At 60.7% G+C, this 16,069-nt stretch carries 15 protein-coding genes; 4 read left to right on the top strand and 11 right to left on the bottom strand.

The features are described from left to right. Positions 1–13 precede the first annotated feature (13 nt). A complete protein-coding gene (locus AC1DLT_RS21305) occupies positions 14–1,021 on the bottom strand; it encodes an asparaginase (RefSeq protein ID WP_477488085.1) in 1,008 nt (335 codons plus the stop codon). A 94-nt stretch (positions 1,022–1,115) separates the two neighbouring features. Here AC1DLT_RS21305 and AC1DLT_RS21310 point away from each other — a divergent pair, with 94 nt between their 5' ends. Beyond that, a complete protein-coding gene (locus tag AC1DLT_RS21310) occupies positions 1,116–1,853 on the top strand; it encodes a DUF3750 domain-containing protein (RefSeq protein WP_477488086.1) in 738 nt (245 codons plus the stop codon). 71 nt (positions 1,854–1,924) lie between these two features. Here the strand turns inward: AC1DLT_RS21310 and AC1DLT_RS21315 are convergent, their stop codons facing one another. From AC1DLT_RS21315 to AC1DLT_RS21340, 6 genes are all read right to left on the bottom strand, one after another. Beyond that, entirely contained in the window at positions 1,925–2,071 is a 147-nt protein-coding gene (locus AC1DLT_RS21315; protein WP_007751079.1) for a DUF1127 domain-containing protein, read from the bottom strand. Positions 2,072–2,674: 603 nt separating this feature from the next. Further along, positions 2,675–2,956: a helix-turn-helix domain-containing protein gene (locus AC1DLT_RS21320; RefSeq protein WP_038584608.1), complete on the bottom strand. Its 282-nt coding sequence runs from the start codon at positions 2,954–2,956 to the stop codon at positions 2,675–2,677. Positions 2,957–2,969: 13 nt separating this feature from the next. Then, complete coding sequence (locus AC1DLT_RS21325; protein ID WP_477488087.1) at positions 2,970–3,281, bottom strand: type II toxin-antitoxin system RelE/ParE family toxin; 312 nt, start codon at positions 3,279–3,281, stop codon at positions 2,970–2,972. Positions 3,282–3,327: 46 nt separating this feature from the next. Beyond that, positions 3,328–4,329 (bottom strand): NAD(P)H-quinone oxidoreductase, encoded by a 1,002-nt coding sequence (locus AC1DLT_RS21330; protein ID WP_477488088.1) that lies wholly within the window; start codon positions 4,327–4,329, stop codon positions 3,328–3,330. A gap of 102 nt (positions 4,330–4,431) precedes the next feature. Then, the gene (locus AC1DLT_RS21335; RefSeq protein WP_477488089.1) at positions 4,432–6,237 is read right to left on the bottom strand and encodes a bifunctional diguanylate cyclase/phosphodiesterase; all 1,806 of its coding nucleotides are present in this window, start codon (positions 6,235–6,237) and stop codon (positions 4,432–4,434) included. 174 nt (positions 6,238–6,411) lie between these two features. After that, complete coding sequence (locus tag AC1DLT_RS21340; RefSeq protein ID WP_247034219.1) at positions 6,412–6,960, bottom strand: HdeD family acid-resistance protein; 549 nt, start codon at positions 6,958–6,960, stop codon at positions 6,412–6,414. Between the two features lie 553 nt (positions 6,961–7,513). Here AC1DLT_RS21340 and betC point away from each other — a divergent pair. The 3 genes from betC to betA all read left to right on the top strand — a co-directional run bounded on the left by betC (position 7,514) and on the right by betA (position 12,401). Next, positions 7,514–9,037 (top strand): choline-sulfatase, encoded by a 1,524-nt coding sequence (gene betC, locus AC1DLT_RS21345; RefSeq protein ID WP_477488090.1) that lies wholly within the window; start codon positions 7,514–7,516, stop codon positions 9,035–9,037. A 1-nt stretch (position 9,038) separates the two neighbouring features. Continuing rightward, positions 9,039–10,502, top strand: a complete 1,464-nt coding sequence (gene betB, locus AC1DLT_RS21350) for a betaine-aldehyde dehydrogenase (protein ID WP_477488091.1) — start codon at positions 9,039–9,041, stop codon at positions 10,500–10,502. 246 nt (positions 10,503–10,748) lie between these two features. Beyond that, positions 10,749–12,401: a choline dehydrogenase gene (gene betA, locus AC1DLT_RS21355; RefSeq protein ID WP_477488092.1), complete on the top strand. Its 1,653-nt coding sequence runs from the start codon at positions 10,749–10,751 to the stop codon at positions 12,399–12,401. On the opposite strand, the gene AC1DLT_RS21360 is transcribed toward betA, so the two are convergent. From AC1DLT_RS21360 to AC1DLT_RS21375, 4 genes are all read right to left on the bottom strand, one after another. After that, on the bottom strand, positions 12,402–12,701 hold the full coding sequence (locus AC1DLT_RS21360) for a type II toxin-antitoxin system RelE/ParE family toxin (protein WP_477488093.1): 300 nt from the start codon (positions 12,699–12,701) through the stop codon (positions 12,402–12,404). Further along, positions 12,698–12,973, bottom strand: coding sequence for a YlcI/YnfO family protein (locus tag AC1DLT_RS21365; RefSeq protein WP_038584582.1), 276 nt, complete (start codon positions 12,971–12,973; stop codon positions 12,698–12,700). Before AC1DLT_RS21365 ends, AC1DLT_RS21360 begins: the two co-directional genes overlap by 4 nt. 158 nt (positions 12,974–13,131) lie before the next feature. Next, positions 13,132–14,490, bottom strand: a complete 1,359-nt coding sequence (locus AC1DLT_RS21370) for an AcvB/VirJ family lysyl-phosphatidylglycerol hydrolase (RefSeq protein WP_247137341.1) — start codon at positions 14,488–14,490, stop codon at positions 13,132–13,134. Then, on the bottom strand, positions 14,487–15,806 hold the full coding sequence (locus AC1DLT_RS21375) for a phosphatidylglycerol lysyltransferase domain-containing protein (protein WP_477488094.1): 1,320 nt from the start codon (positions 15,804–15,806) through the stop codon (positions 14,487–14,489). Before AC1DLT_RS21375 ends, AC1DLT_RS21370 begins: the two co-directional genes overlap by 4 nt. Positions 15,807–16,069: the final 263 nt, after the last annotated feature.

Here is a 16,069-nt window from a genome sequence, read left to right on the forward strand (position 1 = left end):
AGTCTAGCCGATCTCACGCAAACAGCGCGTCGGTCACCCTCACGTCACCCACATGGATGCCGTTCCAGTTCTTCATCGGCTTGTTGGCCATCGCCATCAGCTTGCCGCGCACCTCGCCGCCCTTTTCGAAATAACGGGCGATGAGGGCGAAGATCATCGCTTCGGCGGCGCGGGTGGTGCCGTCCTCGCATTTCACCGCCATGGCGATGCCCTGGTCAGGCAAGGCGGCGACGAAGACGCCTTCGGCGCCGGTCTTGGCAAAGATCCTACCCGGCGCAACTTCCATCAGCCTGGTGCAGGCGCGGTTGGTGCCGGCGACGTAAAAAGGTTCGGCCATGCAGGCATCCATCAGCCGGCGCGAGGCTTTGGCACGTTCGGCCGACAGAGTGTTGCCGGTCGCCATTTTTGCAAAACCGTGGGCAAGGCCCTTCAGCGGCACCGCATAAGTCGGGATCGAGCAGCCGTCGGTGCCGCAATTCTGGTGGCCGATGATGGCGCCGGTAAGCGTCTCCATCGTGCCGCGGATTTCGGCCTGCAGCGGATGGTCGTAACCGACGTAACCCTTCACATCCATGCCGGTGTGCACGCAGGTGCAGACGAAGCCGGAATGTTTGCCGGAGCAGTTGTTGTGAAGTGCCGTCGGCGCCTCGATGGTGCGGGCCTGATGGATCAGCACCGCCTGTTCCGAGGACCAATGGGCGCCGCATTCGAGTGCGCTGTCGTCGCGGCCGGCCTTGCTCAGCATCGAGGCGGCCATCGCCACATGCGCGTCCTCGCCGGAGTGGGAGGCGCAGGCAAAGGCGAGTTCCTTGTTGCCGAAGCCATAGGCATCCGCCGCACCGCTTTCGATGAGCGGCAGCGCCTGCATAGCCTTGCTGGCGGAACGGGGGAAAACATGCGCTTCCGCCTCCCCGAACGAAAACAGCACCTTGCCGTCACCATCGACGACCGCGCCGAGCCCGCGATGGCGGCTTTCGACCAGGTTGCCTCTAGTGACTTCGACGGTAACGGGGTTTTGCATGGTCTGTCCTGAAATTGCCGGTTTCAATGTGCCTATCGTCTGGCGATATCACAGGCTCTTAAACGAGTCCGGCGGGATTTTCATGGGGGGCCGTATGAAATCGGTTAAGCGGTTGTTTCTGGTCATCTTCATCGTTTACCTGGTTCCGACTTTCGCGTCGGCAGGATTGTGGGCGATCAAGGATCGGCCGTCGGGCTGGCGCGATGCGCGCTGGTCGTCGGCGGGCATCCTGCCGAAGCCTGAGACAAGCAACGAAGCGGCAATCTACGTCTTCTCGGCGACGACGGGAGGCCTGAAGGGCGCGGTCGCGAGCCATGCCTGGATCGTCTTCAAGGAAAAGGGCGCGAAAACCTATACGCGTTACGACAAGGTGGGCTGGGGCAGTCCGATCCGCCGCAACGGCTATTCGCCTGACGCCTACTGGTATTCCAACACGCCTCAGCTCGTCACCTCGGTGACCGGCTCGAAGGCGGAACTGCTGATCCCCAAGATCGAGGGCGCGATCGCCGCCTACCCCTATGCCGAGCCGGGCGGCTACACGATCTGGCCGGGACCGAACTCCAACACCTTCGTCGCCCATGTGCTGCGGACCGTGCCGGAACTCGACGCCGTGCTGCCGCCGCATGCAGTCGGGCGCGACTATCTGCCGGACGGCGAGTTCATTCATGTGGACGAAGACTGGCGCGACGTGCATCTGACCGTGCGCGGCCTCATCGGCCTATCGGCCGGCCTGCGCAGCGGTTTCGAGGTGCATTTCCTGGGGCTGGTGGCAGGCCTCGATTTCGCCAATCCCGGCATCAAGGTGCCAGCGCTCGGACGGATCGGGATTTAAGATGGCAGCTATGCATGAAATGCAAAACGCCCGCGGATGCGGGCGTTCGACATATAGATGTCAGATGGCGATCAGAAGCCGACGGCCTGACGCGCAACCCGGCGGATATCGCCCTGGGCGATGCCGAGATCGTTGAGTTCGCGCGGTGTCATACGGCCCAGTTCGGCAACCGTCTGACGATACTTGCGCCAATTGTTGAGAGTGCGTGCGACGTTCATGATGGTTCCCCTTTCCTGGGATTTTCGAAGCTTGAGCGCCAGTCCTTGGCGCTCTCGTTTGCTTCGATGACGCTTATATAAGCTCATCAAACGTGCACTGAAAGCGCCCACTTAGCAGGCCACCTATGCGAGGGGCGCATAGGTGTTCTCATATTAGAAATAATGAAAAATGAAGAGCCGCCAGCCAGTAAAGCGGCTTTGAATGAAGGGCCATAAAATGGAAAAGGGCCGCTCGAGGCGACCCTTCCATGAGTTTGGTCCGGTTGAACGAACCCGGGGCGCTTCGTGAGCTCCCCGAAGGAAGATGAGGTTCAGGCCGAGGGTTGCCCCGTCAAGACCGCCACCTTTCCATTGCCCGTTACACAGACCGAAATCTCACTAGACATTGGATCACCTTCCTTTCACTACGTTGACGATGATTAAAAGGTAGGGGCCAAAGCCTGAGTCTGCAAGCCACGTTATATAAACGATCGCGAATTTAATTGAGTTGCGGAAGCGACCATCCGCCCCTAGAATTCGCCAGCTTTGATCGAGGCAGATTCTCCCCTTCAGCTCAACGTCACAACGATCTTGCCGATTTCCATCAGCTTGTGGGATCGGAAATCAGGCTGCGTCCGCGATATCCAGCCGCACGGAAAGCCCAACTTTCCCAGCCAATTCAACCAGTGCGTCCAGACTGAAATTTGCGATCCTGCCCCGCAGCAAGTCGTTCAGGCGCGGCTGGGTGATGCCGAGGCGAGCCGCGGCATCCTTCTGAGTTACATTCCAGTTCCGAACCTTCTGCTCGATCGCAATCAGCAGGGCCGAGCGCATAGACATATTGGCCGCTTCCGCCGGGGTATTTTCCAGCGCGTCCCAGACATTTGAAAAGCTCTGGCGTTCCATGGGTCCAATCCAATCAGATCTGCCGCAGACGCGCGGTGGCGATATCCAGATCCCGCTTTGCCGTCTGCTGTGTCTTCTTCTGAAAAGCATGCAGGACGTAGACGGCGTCCTCTATTTTGGTCACATAGATGATGCGAAAAGCGCCGGCTTCGTCGCGGATGCGGATTTCCCGCACGCCCGCTCCGATCGTCGTCATGGGCTTCCAGTCGCTCGGCTCAAGGCCGAGTTGAATTTTGTGCAACTGGACGCCCGCTTCCTTACGGGCTACCTCCGGAAAATCCCGCAGGCGATCCAACGCATCTCCGAGAAATTCCAGCCGCTTCATATCGGTCCACGATTTATATCAAAACAAGTATAGCCCTGCAAGGCGACTATGCAAGCGTCACCACGATCTTGCCGATATGGCTGCTGGTTTCCATCAGCTTGTGGGCTTCGACGACGTCCTCGAACGGCAGGACGGAGTGGATGACCGGGGCAACCGTTCCGTCCTCCAGGAGCGGCCAGACCTGAGCCAGAAGATCGTCGCGGATGGCGCGTTTTTCGTCCGCGGTGCGCGGGCGCATGGTCGAGCCGGTGACCGTCAGGCGCTTGACCATGATCGGTGACAAGTTGACCTTTTCGGCGATGTTGCCGCCGAGGAAGGCGATGATCGACAGGCAGCCGTCCTTGGCGAGAACCGAGAGGTTCTTTTCGAGATAGGCAGCGCCAATCATGTCGAGCACGACATCGACGCCCCGGCCGCCGGTTTCCGCCTTGATGACCTCGGCAAAATCCTCCGTCCTGTAGTCGATGCCTTTCACGGCGCCGAGCTTTTCGCAGGCCTCGCATTTTTCCGTGGAGCCGGCCGTCGCGTAGACCGTCGCGCCGAACGCTTTGGCGAACTGGATGGCCGTCGTGCCGATGCCGCTGGTGCCGCCGTGGATGAGCACGCTTTCGCCTTCGGTCAGGCCCGCCATCTGGAACAGATTGGCCCAAACGGTGAAGAAGGTTTCCGGCAGCGCGGCGGCCTTCACTGCATCATAACCCTTCGGCCAGGGCAGAGCCTGCCCCGCCGGCACGACGCAATATTCCGCGTAACCGCCGCCGTTTGCGAGCCCGCAGACCTTGTCACCGGGCTTGAATTCGCTGACACCCTCGCCAAGTGCCACCACTTCGCCGGCAATTTCCAGGCCGAGAATGGGGCTTGCATCCTTGGGCGGCGGATAGGCACCCTTGCGCTGCTGCACGTCCGGACGGTTGATGCCGGCCGCCTCGACCCTGACCAGGATTTCGCCCGGTCGCACCGCCGGCAGCGGACCGTTCGCGATGGTCATCACCTCCGGCTCTCCGAAGGACGGCAGATCGACGAAACGCATTTCGGTGGGAAGCGGCATGGAAGGACTCCTCTCAGAACCAGCCATCGACTTACGGCCGGCGTCGGGCACTGACTTAGGACAGTCCCCGGCTGATAGGAAGGCGGCGTTCCGCCGCCTAGGTCATTTTGTCTCGCCGAAACTCGCGAAAAACAGACCGGCTTCGTTTTCCTTGGCCTGCGCCTTGACGGTGGCGATTTCCGCGCCGATGCGGCCGACATCGTCGAGCAACAGGCCCTGGGGCAGTTCAAGCACGCCGATCGAGCAGCGCAGCAACGGAAAATCCCGCTCGGCGCCGGAGCGGTCGTGGCCGCGGATCTTGCCGGCAGCACGCTCTTCCGGGGAATAGAGTTGGACGACGTCGTCGTGGAAATCGGAGAGCAAGCGCCCGAGGATTTCATTGAGTTCCTCACGGGTCCAGTCGCAAACACCGATGAAGAAGTCGTCGCCGCCGACATGACCGAGGAAGTCGCCATCGGAGAAGAAATAACGCTTCACCAGGGCGGCAAACAGCGAGATCGCATGGTCGCCCATCTGGAAGCCGTAATGATCGTTGAACGGCTTGAAGTTGTCGAAGTCGCAATAACAGAAGAAGCGGGTCTCGTCGTCGTCGCGGCCGGTCTCCTGCATGAAATCGCGGATGGCGCGGTTGCCCGGCAGGCCGGTCAGCGGGTTCTGGTCCTGGGCGATCTTCAACTGCTTTTCGTTGATGACCTTGATCAGCGAGGCGGCCGAGACGACCCCCGCATACCGCATGTTTTCGGTGAGGATGACGCAGGCGCTGTTTTCCATATTGGCAAATAGGGTCATCAGTTCCTCGGCTTCCGCATCCAGCCCGACGATCGGGGCGCGGTCGACGAAATGCGAGATCGAGCGTTCGTAGACCTTGTTCTTCAGGAGATCGCGGCCGAAGGGCTGATAGATATATTCCTTGAGATGGTATTCGTTGATGACGCCGCGCGGCTCGCCATTGGCATTCAGCACCGGGAAAAAGGCCTGGCGCGGATTGCGGCGGAACAGGTCGAAGACGCTGTCGATGCTCTGGTTCTCATAGACGGTCGGCAGGTGTTCGATCTGCTTGCGGATGAGGATTTCGTCGAGCGACTGACTGGAGCGACGGGTACGGCCGATATCGGCGAGATAGGGGAAGGACGGCTGCAGTTCGGACACGAAGGTCGTCGGCCGGGCAATGAACCAGCCCTGGACGAGATCGACGCCGTATTCGCGGCAGACGAGAAATTCCGCTTCCGTCTCGATGCCCTCGGCAATGACGCGGATGCCGAGCACGTGGGCGATGCTGACGATGTTCTTGACGAGGTGGCGCTTGCGCGGGTTCTTGTCGATGCCGGCGACGAAATGGCGGTCGATCTTCAGATAATCGACCGGATAGTCGCAGAGCAGTTTCATTTCACCATGGCCGACGCCGAAGTCGTCGATCGCCAGCTTGAAGCCTTCCTTCCGCATCTGGGTGACCAGATCGGCGAATTCCGGCACGCTGGTATTGTCGAAACGCTCGGAGAACTCGAAGCAGACGGAGGACGGGGCGATATTCGCCTTGCGCAGGTGCTGCACGACCTTTTCGAGGAAATGTTTGCCATGGCGGATCAGCCGGACGTCGAGATTGAGGAACAGCGTCTGGGACGAGAAATCCGGCAGGCTGGCAAATTTCGCCAGCGCCCGGGTTGCCATCATCTGTTCGAGTGCCAGAAGCTGGCTGGTCTCCTGGGCCTCATCGAGCAGTTCGAGCGGTGAGGAGAAACCGATCCGTTCCTGGCCGCGCAGCAGCGATTCATAACCGAAGACGGAACCGGTGCCGACTTCGACGATCGGCTGGAAGGCATTTTCCAGAACCAATTTTGCCAGGGTGACAAGCTGATCGCTCGCATACCGGCGGAAAACGCCCGGTTCCAAGATGGCCGCAGACGACATTACTCATTACTCCACTGCGCAATGGCCTAAAACATGCCTAAAACACGAATGTCAGGTTCCCGGAAATTGGTCAAAAATACCTTTCCCGAACATGAAGCTTGGATGAAAGTTTTGTGACGATAAAAGGCATTTTTATGCGGTATTTGAAAGACTTAACCGCAACCTGAACGTGCTTCAGGCCTTGGCCGCAAGCGCCAGCGCAATCAGTGCCCAGCCCTGTATCGTGAGATCGATCGCCAGGAACAGGCCGAGGATCCAGAGGCTGTTGACCGGCCAGCCGAAGGCGATGACGAGACCCGCAAGCCCTGTTATGACGCCGCCGAAAATGAACCATCCGGAACCTCGCATCGGCCGCATCTTGAGCCCGATCCAGAGGCGAAAAATGCCCGCGACGATCAGCGCCATCGCTATGAAGAAGGTAACGATGGCGGCGGTCAGCGCCGGATTCCAGAAGGCGAGCAGACCGGCAATGGTATAGAGGATGCCGCTTGCCGCCCAGAACAGGATATGATCCCAGCCTTTCACCTGGAAAGCATGGACGAGATAGGCGATGCCACCCGTCAGCATCATCATGCCGATGTAAAAGACCGACGCGACGGTCGCCACCAAGAGGTTGGCGAGGGCGAGAAAACCGAGGATCAGCAACAGAATGCCGAGGGCCAGAAACCAACCCCACTTATCACGGACCGTCGCGACCGACGGCGTATCCAGACCAAACGTCATGGCCAACCCCTTTTGCAAGAACCTCACCCGAACATTAAGGGATAAGATGTGGAGTAGGCTTGATCCGGGTCAACGGCGCGCTTTTGCGACAGGAAGGTTCGCAATCGCTTCTTGATTGGCGAGAGGATCAAAAATAACTCATTTCACTGAGGGAATCTAAGGCACGATCGAAATGGTGACAGCCAAGAGACGAAGCGTAACGAGCACCCTCCCCGAAGGCGGCATTGCAGGTGATGACGTATCGCGGCCCATCCGCAGCAGAGCGCGCGGCTGGATCCTCGGGTCAAGCCCGAGGATGACGACAGAGAGGCCCAAGATGACGACGGAGAGGCCCCGGGATGACTACGGAGAGGCCCCGGGATGACTACGGAGAGGGAGGCGCGACAGATGCCCAAAGAGACCTCTGAGCGAATTGCAACGTTTCCTATTTCGCCGATCGATCCCATACGCTCCGTCATCCTCGTGCTTGACCCGAGGATCCACGCCCCACCAAGCGGCATGCTATGCGTGACAATCCGCGCCTTGGGCGCCCACGTCGACTTTTGAGGACAGCATGACCAAACCCAATATCCTCATCGTCATGGTCGACCAGTTGAACGGGACGCTGTTTCCCGACGGGCCAGCTTCGTTCCTGCATGCGCCGAACCTCAAGGCGCTCGCCGCGCGGGGTGCCCGGTTTGTCAACAATTACACGTCCTCGCCGCTCTGTGCGCCGGCGCGTGCCTCGTTCATGGCCGGGCAATTGCCGAGCCGGACGCGGGTCTACGACAATGCCGCCGAATATGTTTCGTCGATTCCGACCTTTGCGCATCACCTGCGCCGCGCCGGTTATTACACGGCGCTTTCGGGAAAGATGCATTTCGTCGGGCCGGACCAGCTGCACGGGTTCGAGGATCGCCTGACGACCGATATCTATCCGGCCGATTTCGGCTGGACGCCGGATTATCGCAAGCCGGGCGAGCGCATCGACTGGTGGTATCATAATCTCGGTTCGGTGACCGGCGCGGGCGTCGCCGAAATCACCAACCAGATGGAATATGACGACGAGGTCGCCTTTCTCGCCAATCAGAAGCTCTATCACCTCGCCCGCGAGCGGGACGATGCGGAGCGGCGCCCCTGGGCGCTGACGGTCTCCTTCACCCATCCGCACGACCCTTACGTGGCGCGGAAGAAGTTCTGGGATCTTTACGAGGATTGCGAGCACCTGCTGCCGGAGGTCGGGCCGATCCCGCTCGAAGACCAGGACCCGCATTCGAAGCGGATCATCTTTTCCTGCGACTACAAGAATTTCGACGTGACGGAGGACAATGTCCGCCGCTCGCGAAGAGCCTATTTCGCCAACATCTCCTATATCGACGAGAAGGTCGGTGAACTGATCGACACGCTGACGCGGACGCGGATGCTGGACGACACGCTGATCCTGTTCTGCTCCGACCATGGCGACATGCTGGGCGAGCGCGGGCTGTGGTTCAAGATGAACTTCTACGAGAGTTCGGCCCGTGTGCCGCTGATGATCGCCGGCCCCGGCGTGCCCGCTGCCCTGCATCTGGCACCGGTCTCCAATCTCGATGTGACGCCGACGCTCTGCGACCTCGCCGGCATTTCGATGGACGAGATCCAGCCCTGGACCGACGGCGAGAGCCTGAAGCCGATGATGGAGGGTGTTCCGCGCACGAGCCCGGTGCTGATGGAATATGCCGCCGAAGGCTCCTATGCGCCGCTCGTCGCCATTCGCGAGGGCAAGTGGAAATATGTCCATTGCCTACTCGACCCGGACCAGCTGTTCGACCTGGAAAGCGACCCCAAAGAGCTCAATAACCTCGCCGACGATCCCCACTTTGCCGAGGTCGTCGCCCTGTTCCGGCGCCAGCGCGAGGAGCGGTGGGACATGGGTGCCTTCGACGCTGCGGTGCGGGAAAGCCAGGCGCGGCGCTGGGTGGTTTACGAGGCGTTGCGCAACGGCGCCTATTATCCCTGGGACCACCAGCCCTTGCAGAAAGCATCGGAGCGCTACATGCGCAACCACATGAACCTCGACAATCTCGAAGAGTCCAAACGCTACCCGCGCGGAGAATGAGATGAAAGCCCAACCGATCGCCAGCCATTTCATCGACGGCGAATATGTCGAGGATACCGACGGCACCGTCATCGAAAGCCTCTATCCGGCAACCGGGGAGGTGATCGCCCGGCTGCACGCGGCGACGCCGGCGATCGTCGAGAAGGCAATTGCGGCGGCCAAGCGCGCCCAGCCGGAATGGGCGGCGATGAGCCCGACCGCCCGCGGCCGCATCCTCAAGCGCGCCGCCGAGATCATGCGGGAGCGCAACCGTGAGCTTTCCGAACTGGAGACGCTCGATACGGGCAAGCCGATCCAGGAAACCATCGTCGCCGACCCGACTTCGGGCGCCGACAGCTTCGAATTTTTCGGGGGTGTCGCAGCGGCAGGACTCAACGGAAGCTACATCCCCCTGGGGCAGGACTTTGCCTATACGAAACGGGTGCCTCTGGGCGTTTGCGTCGGCATCGGCGCCTGGAACTATCCGCAGCAGATCGCCTGCTGGAAAGGTGCGCCGGCGCTGATCTGCGGCAATGCCATGGTGTTCAAGCCCTCGGAAAACACACCGCTCGGGGCGCTAAAGATTGCCGAAATTCTCATGGAAGCCGGGTTGCCGAAGGGGCTCTACAACGTCATCCAGGGCGACCGGACGACCGGGCCGCTGCTGGTCAACCATCCGGATGTCGCCAAGGTGTCGCTGACCGGCTCGGTGCCGACCGGCCGCAAGGTGGCGGCAGCGGCGGCCGGAAGCCTCAAGCATGTGACGATGGAGCTCGGCGGCAAGTCGCCGCTGATCGTCTTCGACGACGCAGACATCGACTCGGCGGTCGGCGGGGCGATGCTCGGCAATTTCTATTCGACCGGCCAGGTCTGCTCCAACGGCACCCGCGTCTTCGTGCAAAGGAGCATCAAGGAGACATTCCTCTCCCGCCTCAAGGCACGCACCGAAAACATGGTGATCGGCGATCCGATGGACGAGGCGACCCAGATCGGCCCGATGGTCTCCTTCGACCAGCGCCAGAAGGTGATGAGCTATATCGAAAAGGGCAAGGCCGAGGGTGCCACGCTCGTCACCGGCGGCGGCATTCCCAATCACGTCACCGGCGAAGGTTACTACGTGCAGCCGACCGTGTTCGCCGACGTCACCGACGAGATGACGATCGCTCGCGAAGAGATTTTCGGGCCCGTCATGTGCGTGCTCGATTTCGACGACGAGGCCGAGGTGATCGCCCGCGCCAACGGCACCGAATTCGGCTTGTCCGGCGGAGTGTTCACGTCCGATCTCACGCGCGGCCATCGGGTGGCGGATCAGCTCGAAGCGGGGACGCTGTGGATCAACACCTACAATCTCTGCCCAGTGGAGATCCCGTTCGGCGGCTCCAAACAATCCGGCTTCGGACGGGAGAATTCGCTGGCGGCGCTGGAGCATTATTCCGAGCTGAAGACGGTCTATGTGGGCATGGGCAAGGTCGAGGCGCCGTATTGATGTTCACCACGGCTGTCGTCGCGCAAGCTCGCCCCCCTCTGGCCTGCCGGCCATCTCCCCCACGAGTGGGGAGATTGGCTGGGGGCGCAGGCTTCCCCAAACAACAGGCGCAGCGACTCGGCCCGTGGTCAATTTGGCGGGAAGGTCGGGCCAGTTGTAATCTCCCCACCCGTGGGGGAGATGGCCGGCAGGCCAGAGGGGGGCTGGCACGTCACGACCTCAAAAAGATGTCTGGAGAACACTGACATGCTTCAGGCAGATTTCGTCATCATCGGTTCCGGTTCCGCAGGCTCCGCCATGGCCTACCGCCTGTCGGAGGACGGCAAAAATTCGGTGATCGTCATCGAGGCCGGGGGCACGGATTTCGGGCCGTTCATCCAGATGCCGGGCGCTCTGGCCTGGCCGATGAGCATGAAGCGCTACAACTGGGGTTATCTTTCCGAGCCCGAACCGAACCTCAACAACCGCCGCATCACCGCACCGCGCGGGAAGGTGATCGGCGGGTCGTCGTCGATCAACGGGCTTGTCTATGTCCGGGGGCACGCCGAAGACTATAACCGCTGGGAAGAGCTTGGGGCGACCGGCTGGGCCTATGCGGACGTGCTGCCCTATTTCAAGCGCATGGAGCATAGCCATGGCGGCGAGGAAGGCTGGCGCGGCACGGACGGGCCACTGCATGTGAAGCGCGGGCCGGTGACCAATCCGCTCTTCCATGCCTTCATCCAGGCGGGCTCCCAGGCCGGTTTCGAGATGACGCAAGACTATAACGGTTCGAAACAGGAAGGTTTCGGGCTGATGGAGCAGACGATCCACAACGGTCGCCGCTGGTCTGCCGCCAACGCCTATCTGCGGCCGGCCCTGAAGCGGAAGAATGTCCAATTGATCTTTGGGCTGGCGCAGAAGGTGGTCATCGAGAACGGCCGGGCCGTTGGCGTCGAGATTTTTCGCCGCGGGATCAGCGAGGTGATCCGCGCCAACCGCGAGGTGATCGTCTCGGCCTCCTCCTTCAACTCGCCGAAACTGCTGATGCTCTCCGGTATCGGGCCGGCGGACCATCTGAAGGAAATGGGCATCGAAGTCACGGCCGACCGGCCGGGCGTCGGCGCCAACCTGCAGGACCATATGGAATTCTATTTCCAGCAGGTCTCGACCAAGCCGGTATCGCTCTATTCCTGGCTGCCCTGGTTCTGGCAGGGCGTGGTCGGCGCACAATGGCTGCTGTCGAAGGGCGGCCTCGGTGCATCCAACCAGTTCGAGGCCTGCGCCTTCCTGCGCTCCACCGCCGGGCTCAAGCAGCCTGATATCCAATATCATTTCCTGCCGGTGGCGATCTCCTATGACGGCCGCGCGGCGGCGAAAAGCCACGGATTCCAGGTGCATGTCGGCTATAATCTGTCGAAATCGCGCGGAAGCGTGACGTTGCGATCGCCCGATCCGGAGGCCGATCCGGTGATTCGTTTCAACTATATGAGCCATGCGGAAGACTGGGAGAAGTTCCGCTACTGCGTGCGGCTGACCCGAGAGATCTTTTCGCAGAAGGCATTCGACCAGTACCGCGGGCCGGAAATCCAGCCGGGCGAACAGGTCGAGACGGACGACCAGATCGACGCCTTCCTGCGCGAGCACCTGGAAAGCGCCTATCACCCTTGCGGCACCTGCCGCATGGGCCGCGCCGACGATCCGCTTGCGGTGGTCGACCCGGAATGCCGGGTGATCGGCATCGAGAGCTTAAGGGTCGCGGACTCGTCGATCTTCCCGCATGTGACCTATGGCAATCTCAACGGCCCCTCGATCATGACCGGAGAGAAGGCGGCCGATCATATCCTCGGCAAGACGCCCCTGCCCCGCAGCAATCAGGAACCCTGGGTCAATCCGCGAGCGATGGTGAGTGATCGGTGATCAGTGATAGTCGTCTTCGCGCTGATGGCGGACGGCGGCTATGGTTACAGTCTTGTCGTTGTCGATCCTGAAGAGGACGATATAGCCGGATGAGCCGAAGGGAACCAGAAGCTCCCTGAGAAACGCATTTTCGCCAGATGCTTTGCGACAGCTGAACGGGAACTCCTCAAGCAACTCCATTGATTGCGTGATCGCGTCGAGCGCGCGTGCGGCGGCCTCTTCATCGCGATCAAGCATAAATGCGTAGAGGCGTTTCAGATCTCCACGCGCTCTCTCCGTCAGCTTGATCGCGTATGTCATTCGGGGCGTTTTTCTGCTCGTTTAGCATCGAGCATGCCCTTCAGCTCGCCAAGAACCTCCTCAGCGGAATAATAGACGCCTGTTCGTTCCGCCTCAGCCAGCGAGGCAAGCCCCCTTGCGATAAACTCCGCCTGCGTCCGGCGATAGTTGATCTGAGCCCGCAACGAGTTCTCGACGAAAGCCGAAAGCGTTTCGCCTTCTTTCAAAACGCTCTCGGCAGCCGCGCGCAGTTCCGGATCAACGCGCAGGGAAGGAATGGTCGCGGTTTTCATGTCATCGCTCCATGCGTTGCAATTGCGACGCAACATGCTCCCAATATTTGGATTAATCAAGACGGCTATAAACTGCGCATCTCATCGCGCAGCGAGGATACCTCCTCGAATGACCACAGCTACCACCGTCTCTTGAACGTCAGCCCCGCGATCGAACGTCAGTTGACGGCCATCAGCGCCACGGCCCTGTCGACGATCAGGCGGTTGAGGGCGCGGTAGTCGCCGTCGAAATGGTGGCCTCCTTCGCGGGCGAGCACCTGGGCGCCTGGGATTTCCCTGACGGCAGGGCAGCCGCTGTCCTTTTCCTTCAGCCCATAGATGCACTGGATCTTGGAGGGCTCGACCTTGCGCAGGTCGTCGACAGGATCACCGTGGCCGGTGCCGCGCATACCGAGCCAGCCGCCCACGTCGATCTCGAAATCCGCGTGATGCGACAGCGCCAGAAGCGAAACAAGCGTAATCACCCGCTTGTCGGCCTCCGGCAGAAGCCGATAGGTGGCCGGCAGGACATTGGCACCGAAGGAATATCCGATCAGCAGCACATTATCGACGTTCCACCGCTTTCGGTAGGAGGTCATGATCCGCGAAAGATCGGCGGCGGTCTGTTCCGGCGTCCGCTCGCTCCAGAAATAACGCAGCGCATCGACGCCGACGACCGGGATGCCCTCTTCCTTCAGATAGGCGCCGAGCTGCTGGTCGATATCGCGCCAGCCGCCGTCGCCGGAATAGATGATCGCCATCGTGTTGTGCTTCGGCGTCGCGTGGATCGGCACGATCGGCAGATTGAGCGGCGAAGCGGAATGGGCGAGCCTCCGGGCGATGGCCGATATATTCTCCAGCAAGGCGACATCCGCGCCCTCAGCCGTTTCGCGGAACTCGATCGCGGGATGGATCTCCTTCAGTTCTTCGGCATGGATGCGACCTGCCGCATCCGCTGACGGGCTGAAGACGACACGGATCGGATTGGGGAGGTCGCCTTCGGTCAGGCCGTAGACCGTGCCACCGGGAACGGGCGTCTTGGGGGCCGGCGTGCAGAGAATGGTCGATAGCGGGATGGTGGTCTGGGGATCGATGGCGAGGGTCTCGGCGATCGTCGAATCCGGTGTCTGGGCGGCGATCGCGAGCGCCAGCGTCGCGCCGGCACCGATCCCTGCCACGACCGGCGGGTGATAGTTGGCAATGTCGGCCGAACGGTGCAGCTGATGCGACAGGGTCTCGATATCGGAGACCAGGTACAGGCAGTCGTCCCGCTCTTCTTCGAGCGCCGCATAATATCTGCGAAGATCCACGCCGACCACCAGCGCACCATGCGCGGTCAGCACCTCGGAAACCTGCTCTTCGCGATCCGTCCAGCCCTCGCCATCCGAAAGCAGCACCACGACGCCGGTCGCCTTGCCTTCGGGGAAGGAGATCCGGTCCGTCGGAAGGCTCTTGGTCTTCAGGGCCGGCTCGGAGACGATATTGAAGATGGCAGCGGCCAGCGTGATACCGGCAAAAACAATCGGCAGAAGCCTCATTTGCGAAGGATGCCCTTCAGCCCGCCACCGATCAACATGGTAATGTCGAGCATCGAAACGACCGGCATGCCGCGGCCGGAGACGACCAGATACCGCGGCTGCCATTCCGGATCGAACTTGGCCTTGAATGCCAGCACGCCCTGAAAATTGTAGAAACGCTCGCCGCTCCTGAATATCCGTTCGCCCACATGGTTCCAGAGCGGCGCCTTGTTGTGGGTCGAAAGACCGGCAAGCGGCGCCATGCCGAGATTGAGCGTGCGGAACCCCTGTGCCTTCATGTGCTCCATGATGCGCACGAAGAGCAGGTCCATCATGCCGCGATGGGTATCGGGAATATGCCGCATCAGGTCGATGAAGGCATCGCCGTCGGACGCGACCGAAAGGATATTGGCGAAGGCGACGATGCGGCCTTCGAGGCGGATGACCGCGACCGGCCCGGCCGCGACATATCGCGGCTGGAACGTGCCGAGCGAAAATCCTTTTTCGGCAGCGTTCTGGGCCTCGAGCCAGGTACTGGAAACGGCAAGCAACTCATCGAGGACAGCCGGCACGTCCTGCGGCTGCAGCATGGAGAATTGCAGGCCGTCGCGTTCGGCACGGTTGATGGACCGGCGCAGCTTCAGCCAGGCGCCGCCCTTGAGATCGAATTTGGTCAGATCGACGACCGCCTGTTCGCCGAGTTTGTAGGGCTTCAACCCGGCTTCGACGGTGACCGGCAGGAAATCCGGGGAGACCTGATAGAAAACAGCGCGGCAGCCCGCCTGGCGGGCATGTTCCATGAATTTCAGCGTCAGGCCGGACCAGGCCTTGCGACAGCCAACAGGGTCGAACAAGGCCACCCAGGAACGGCCCTGCTGGGCGTACATGATGAAAGCCTTGCCGCATTCGGAAAACAGGATCTTCTTGTCGCCGAGGCGCACCAAGCCGGCACTGGCATTCGGCTGGGTTGCGAGAATCTCGATGGCGCGTTCCATATCGTCGTTCGCCGGCGGCTTGCGGCAGCGTCGCGGGCGCCGCAGCCGGTTGGTGGCGAATGTGCCGATCAGCAGCGTCAGCGCCAGACCGGTCGGCGCATGAATATCGCTGTTCGACAGAAGCAGGCTCCAGCCGAGCCTCGCCAGGCTTTCCTCCAGGAAAAGATTGACGCCCAGCGAAACCACAAGCAGGGCCAGACCGAATGCCAGGAGAACGCCGGTATCGGGGGTAAGGCGGTCAATCAGTACCCTTCCCATCGACACGGCAGTTTGAGCAGAATGCTTTGCCGGCGAACCGGAAACCGGCTCGGAGGTGTCGTCGAGTTGGGCAAAATCTGCCATAGGTTACCCGTCACAGAAAGAACTTTACGCCAGCGTTCGTCAGGGCCTGCGCCCGTGAGGTTCATACCCGTTCATTGCAAATCAAAAATTGACGCATATCAATTTTGAAAAACTTTTCGTGATTAAGGTAAAAACGTCACGCAATAAATGCAATCCGCACGGTGTTTAGTTGAAAGATTACATCGTATTCGGTGTAACGGGTTTGAAATTATCGCCGCCAAAGCGAATAAGCGAATGCGAATATAGGTCTTCCCTCCATGACT

This window comes from Neorhizobium sp. 05N33, from assembly GCF_056397445.1.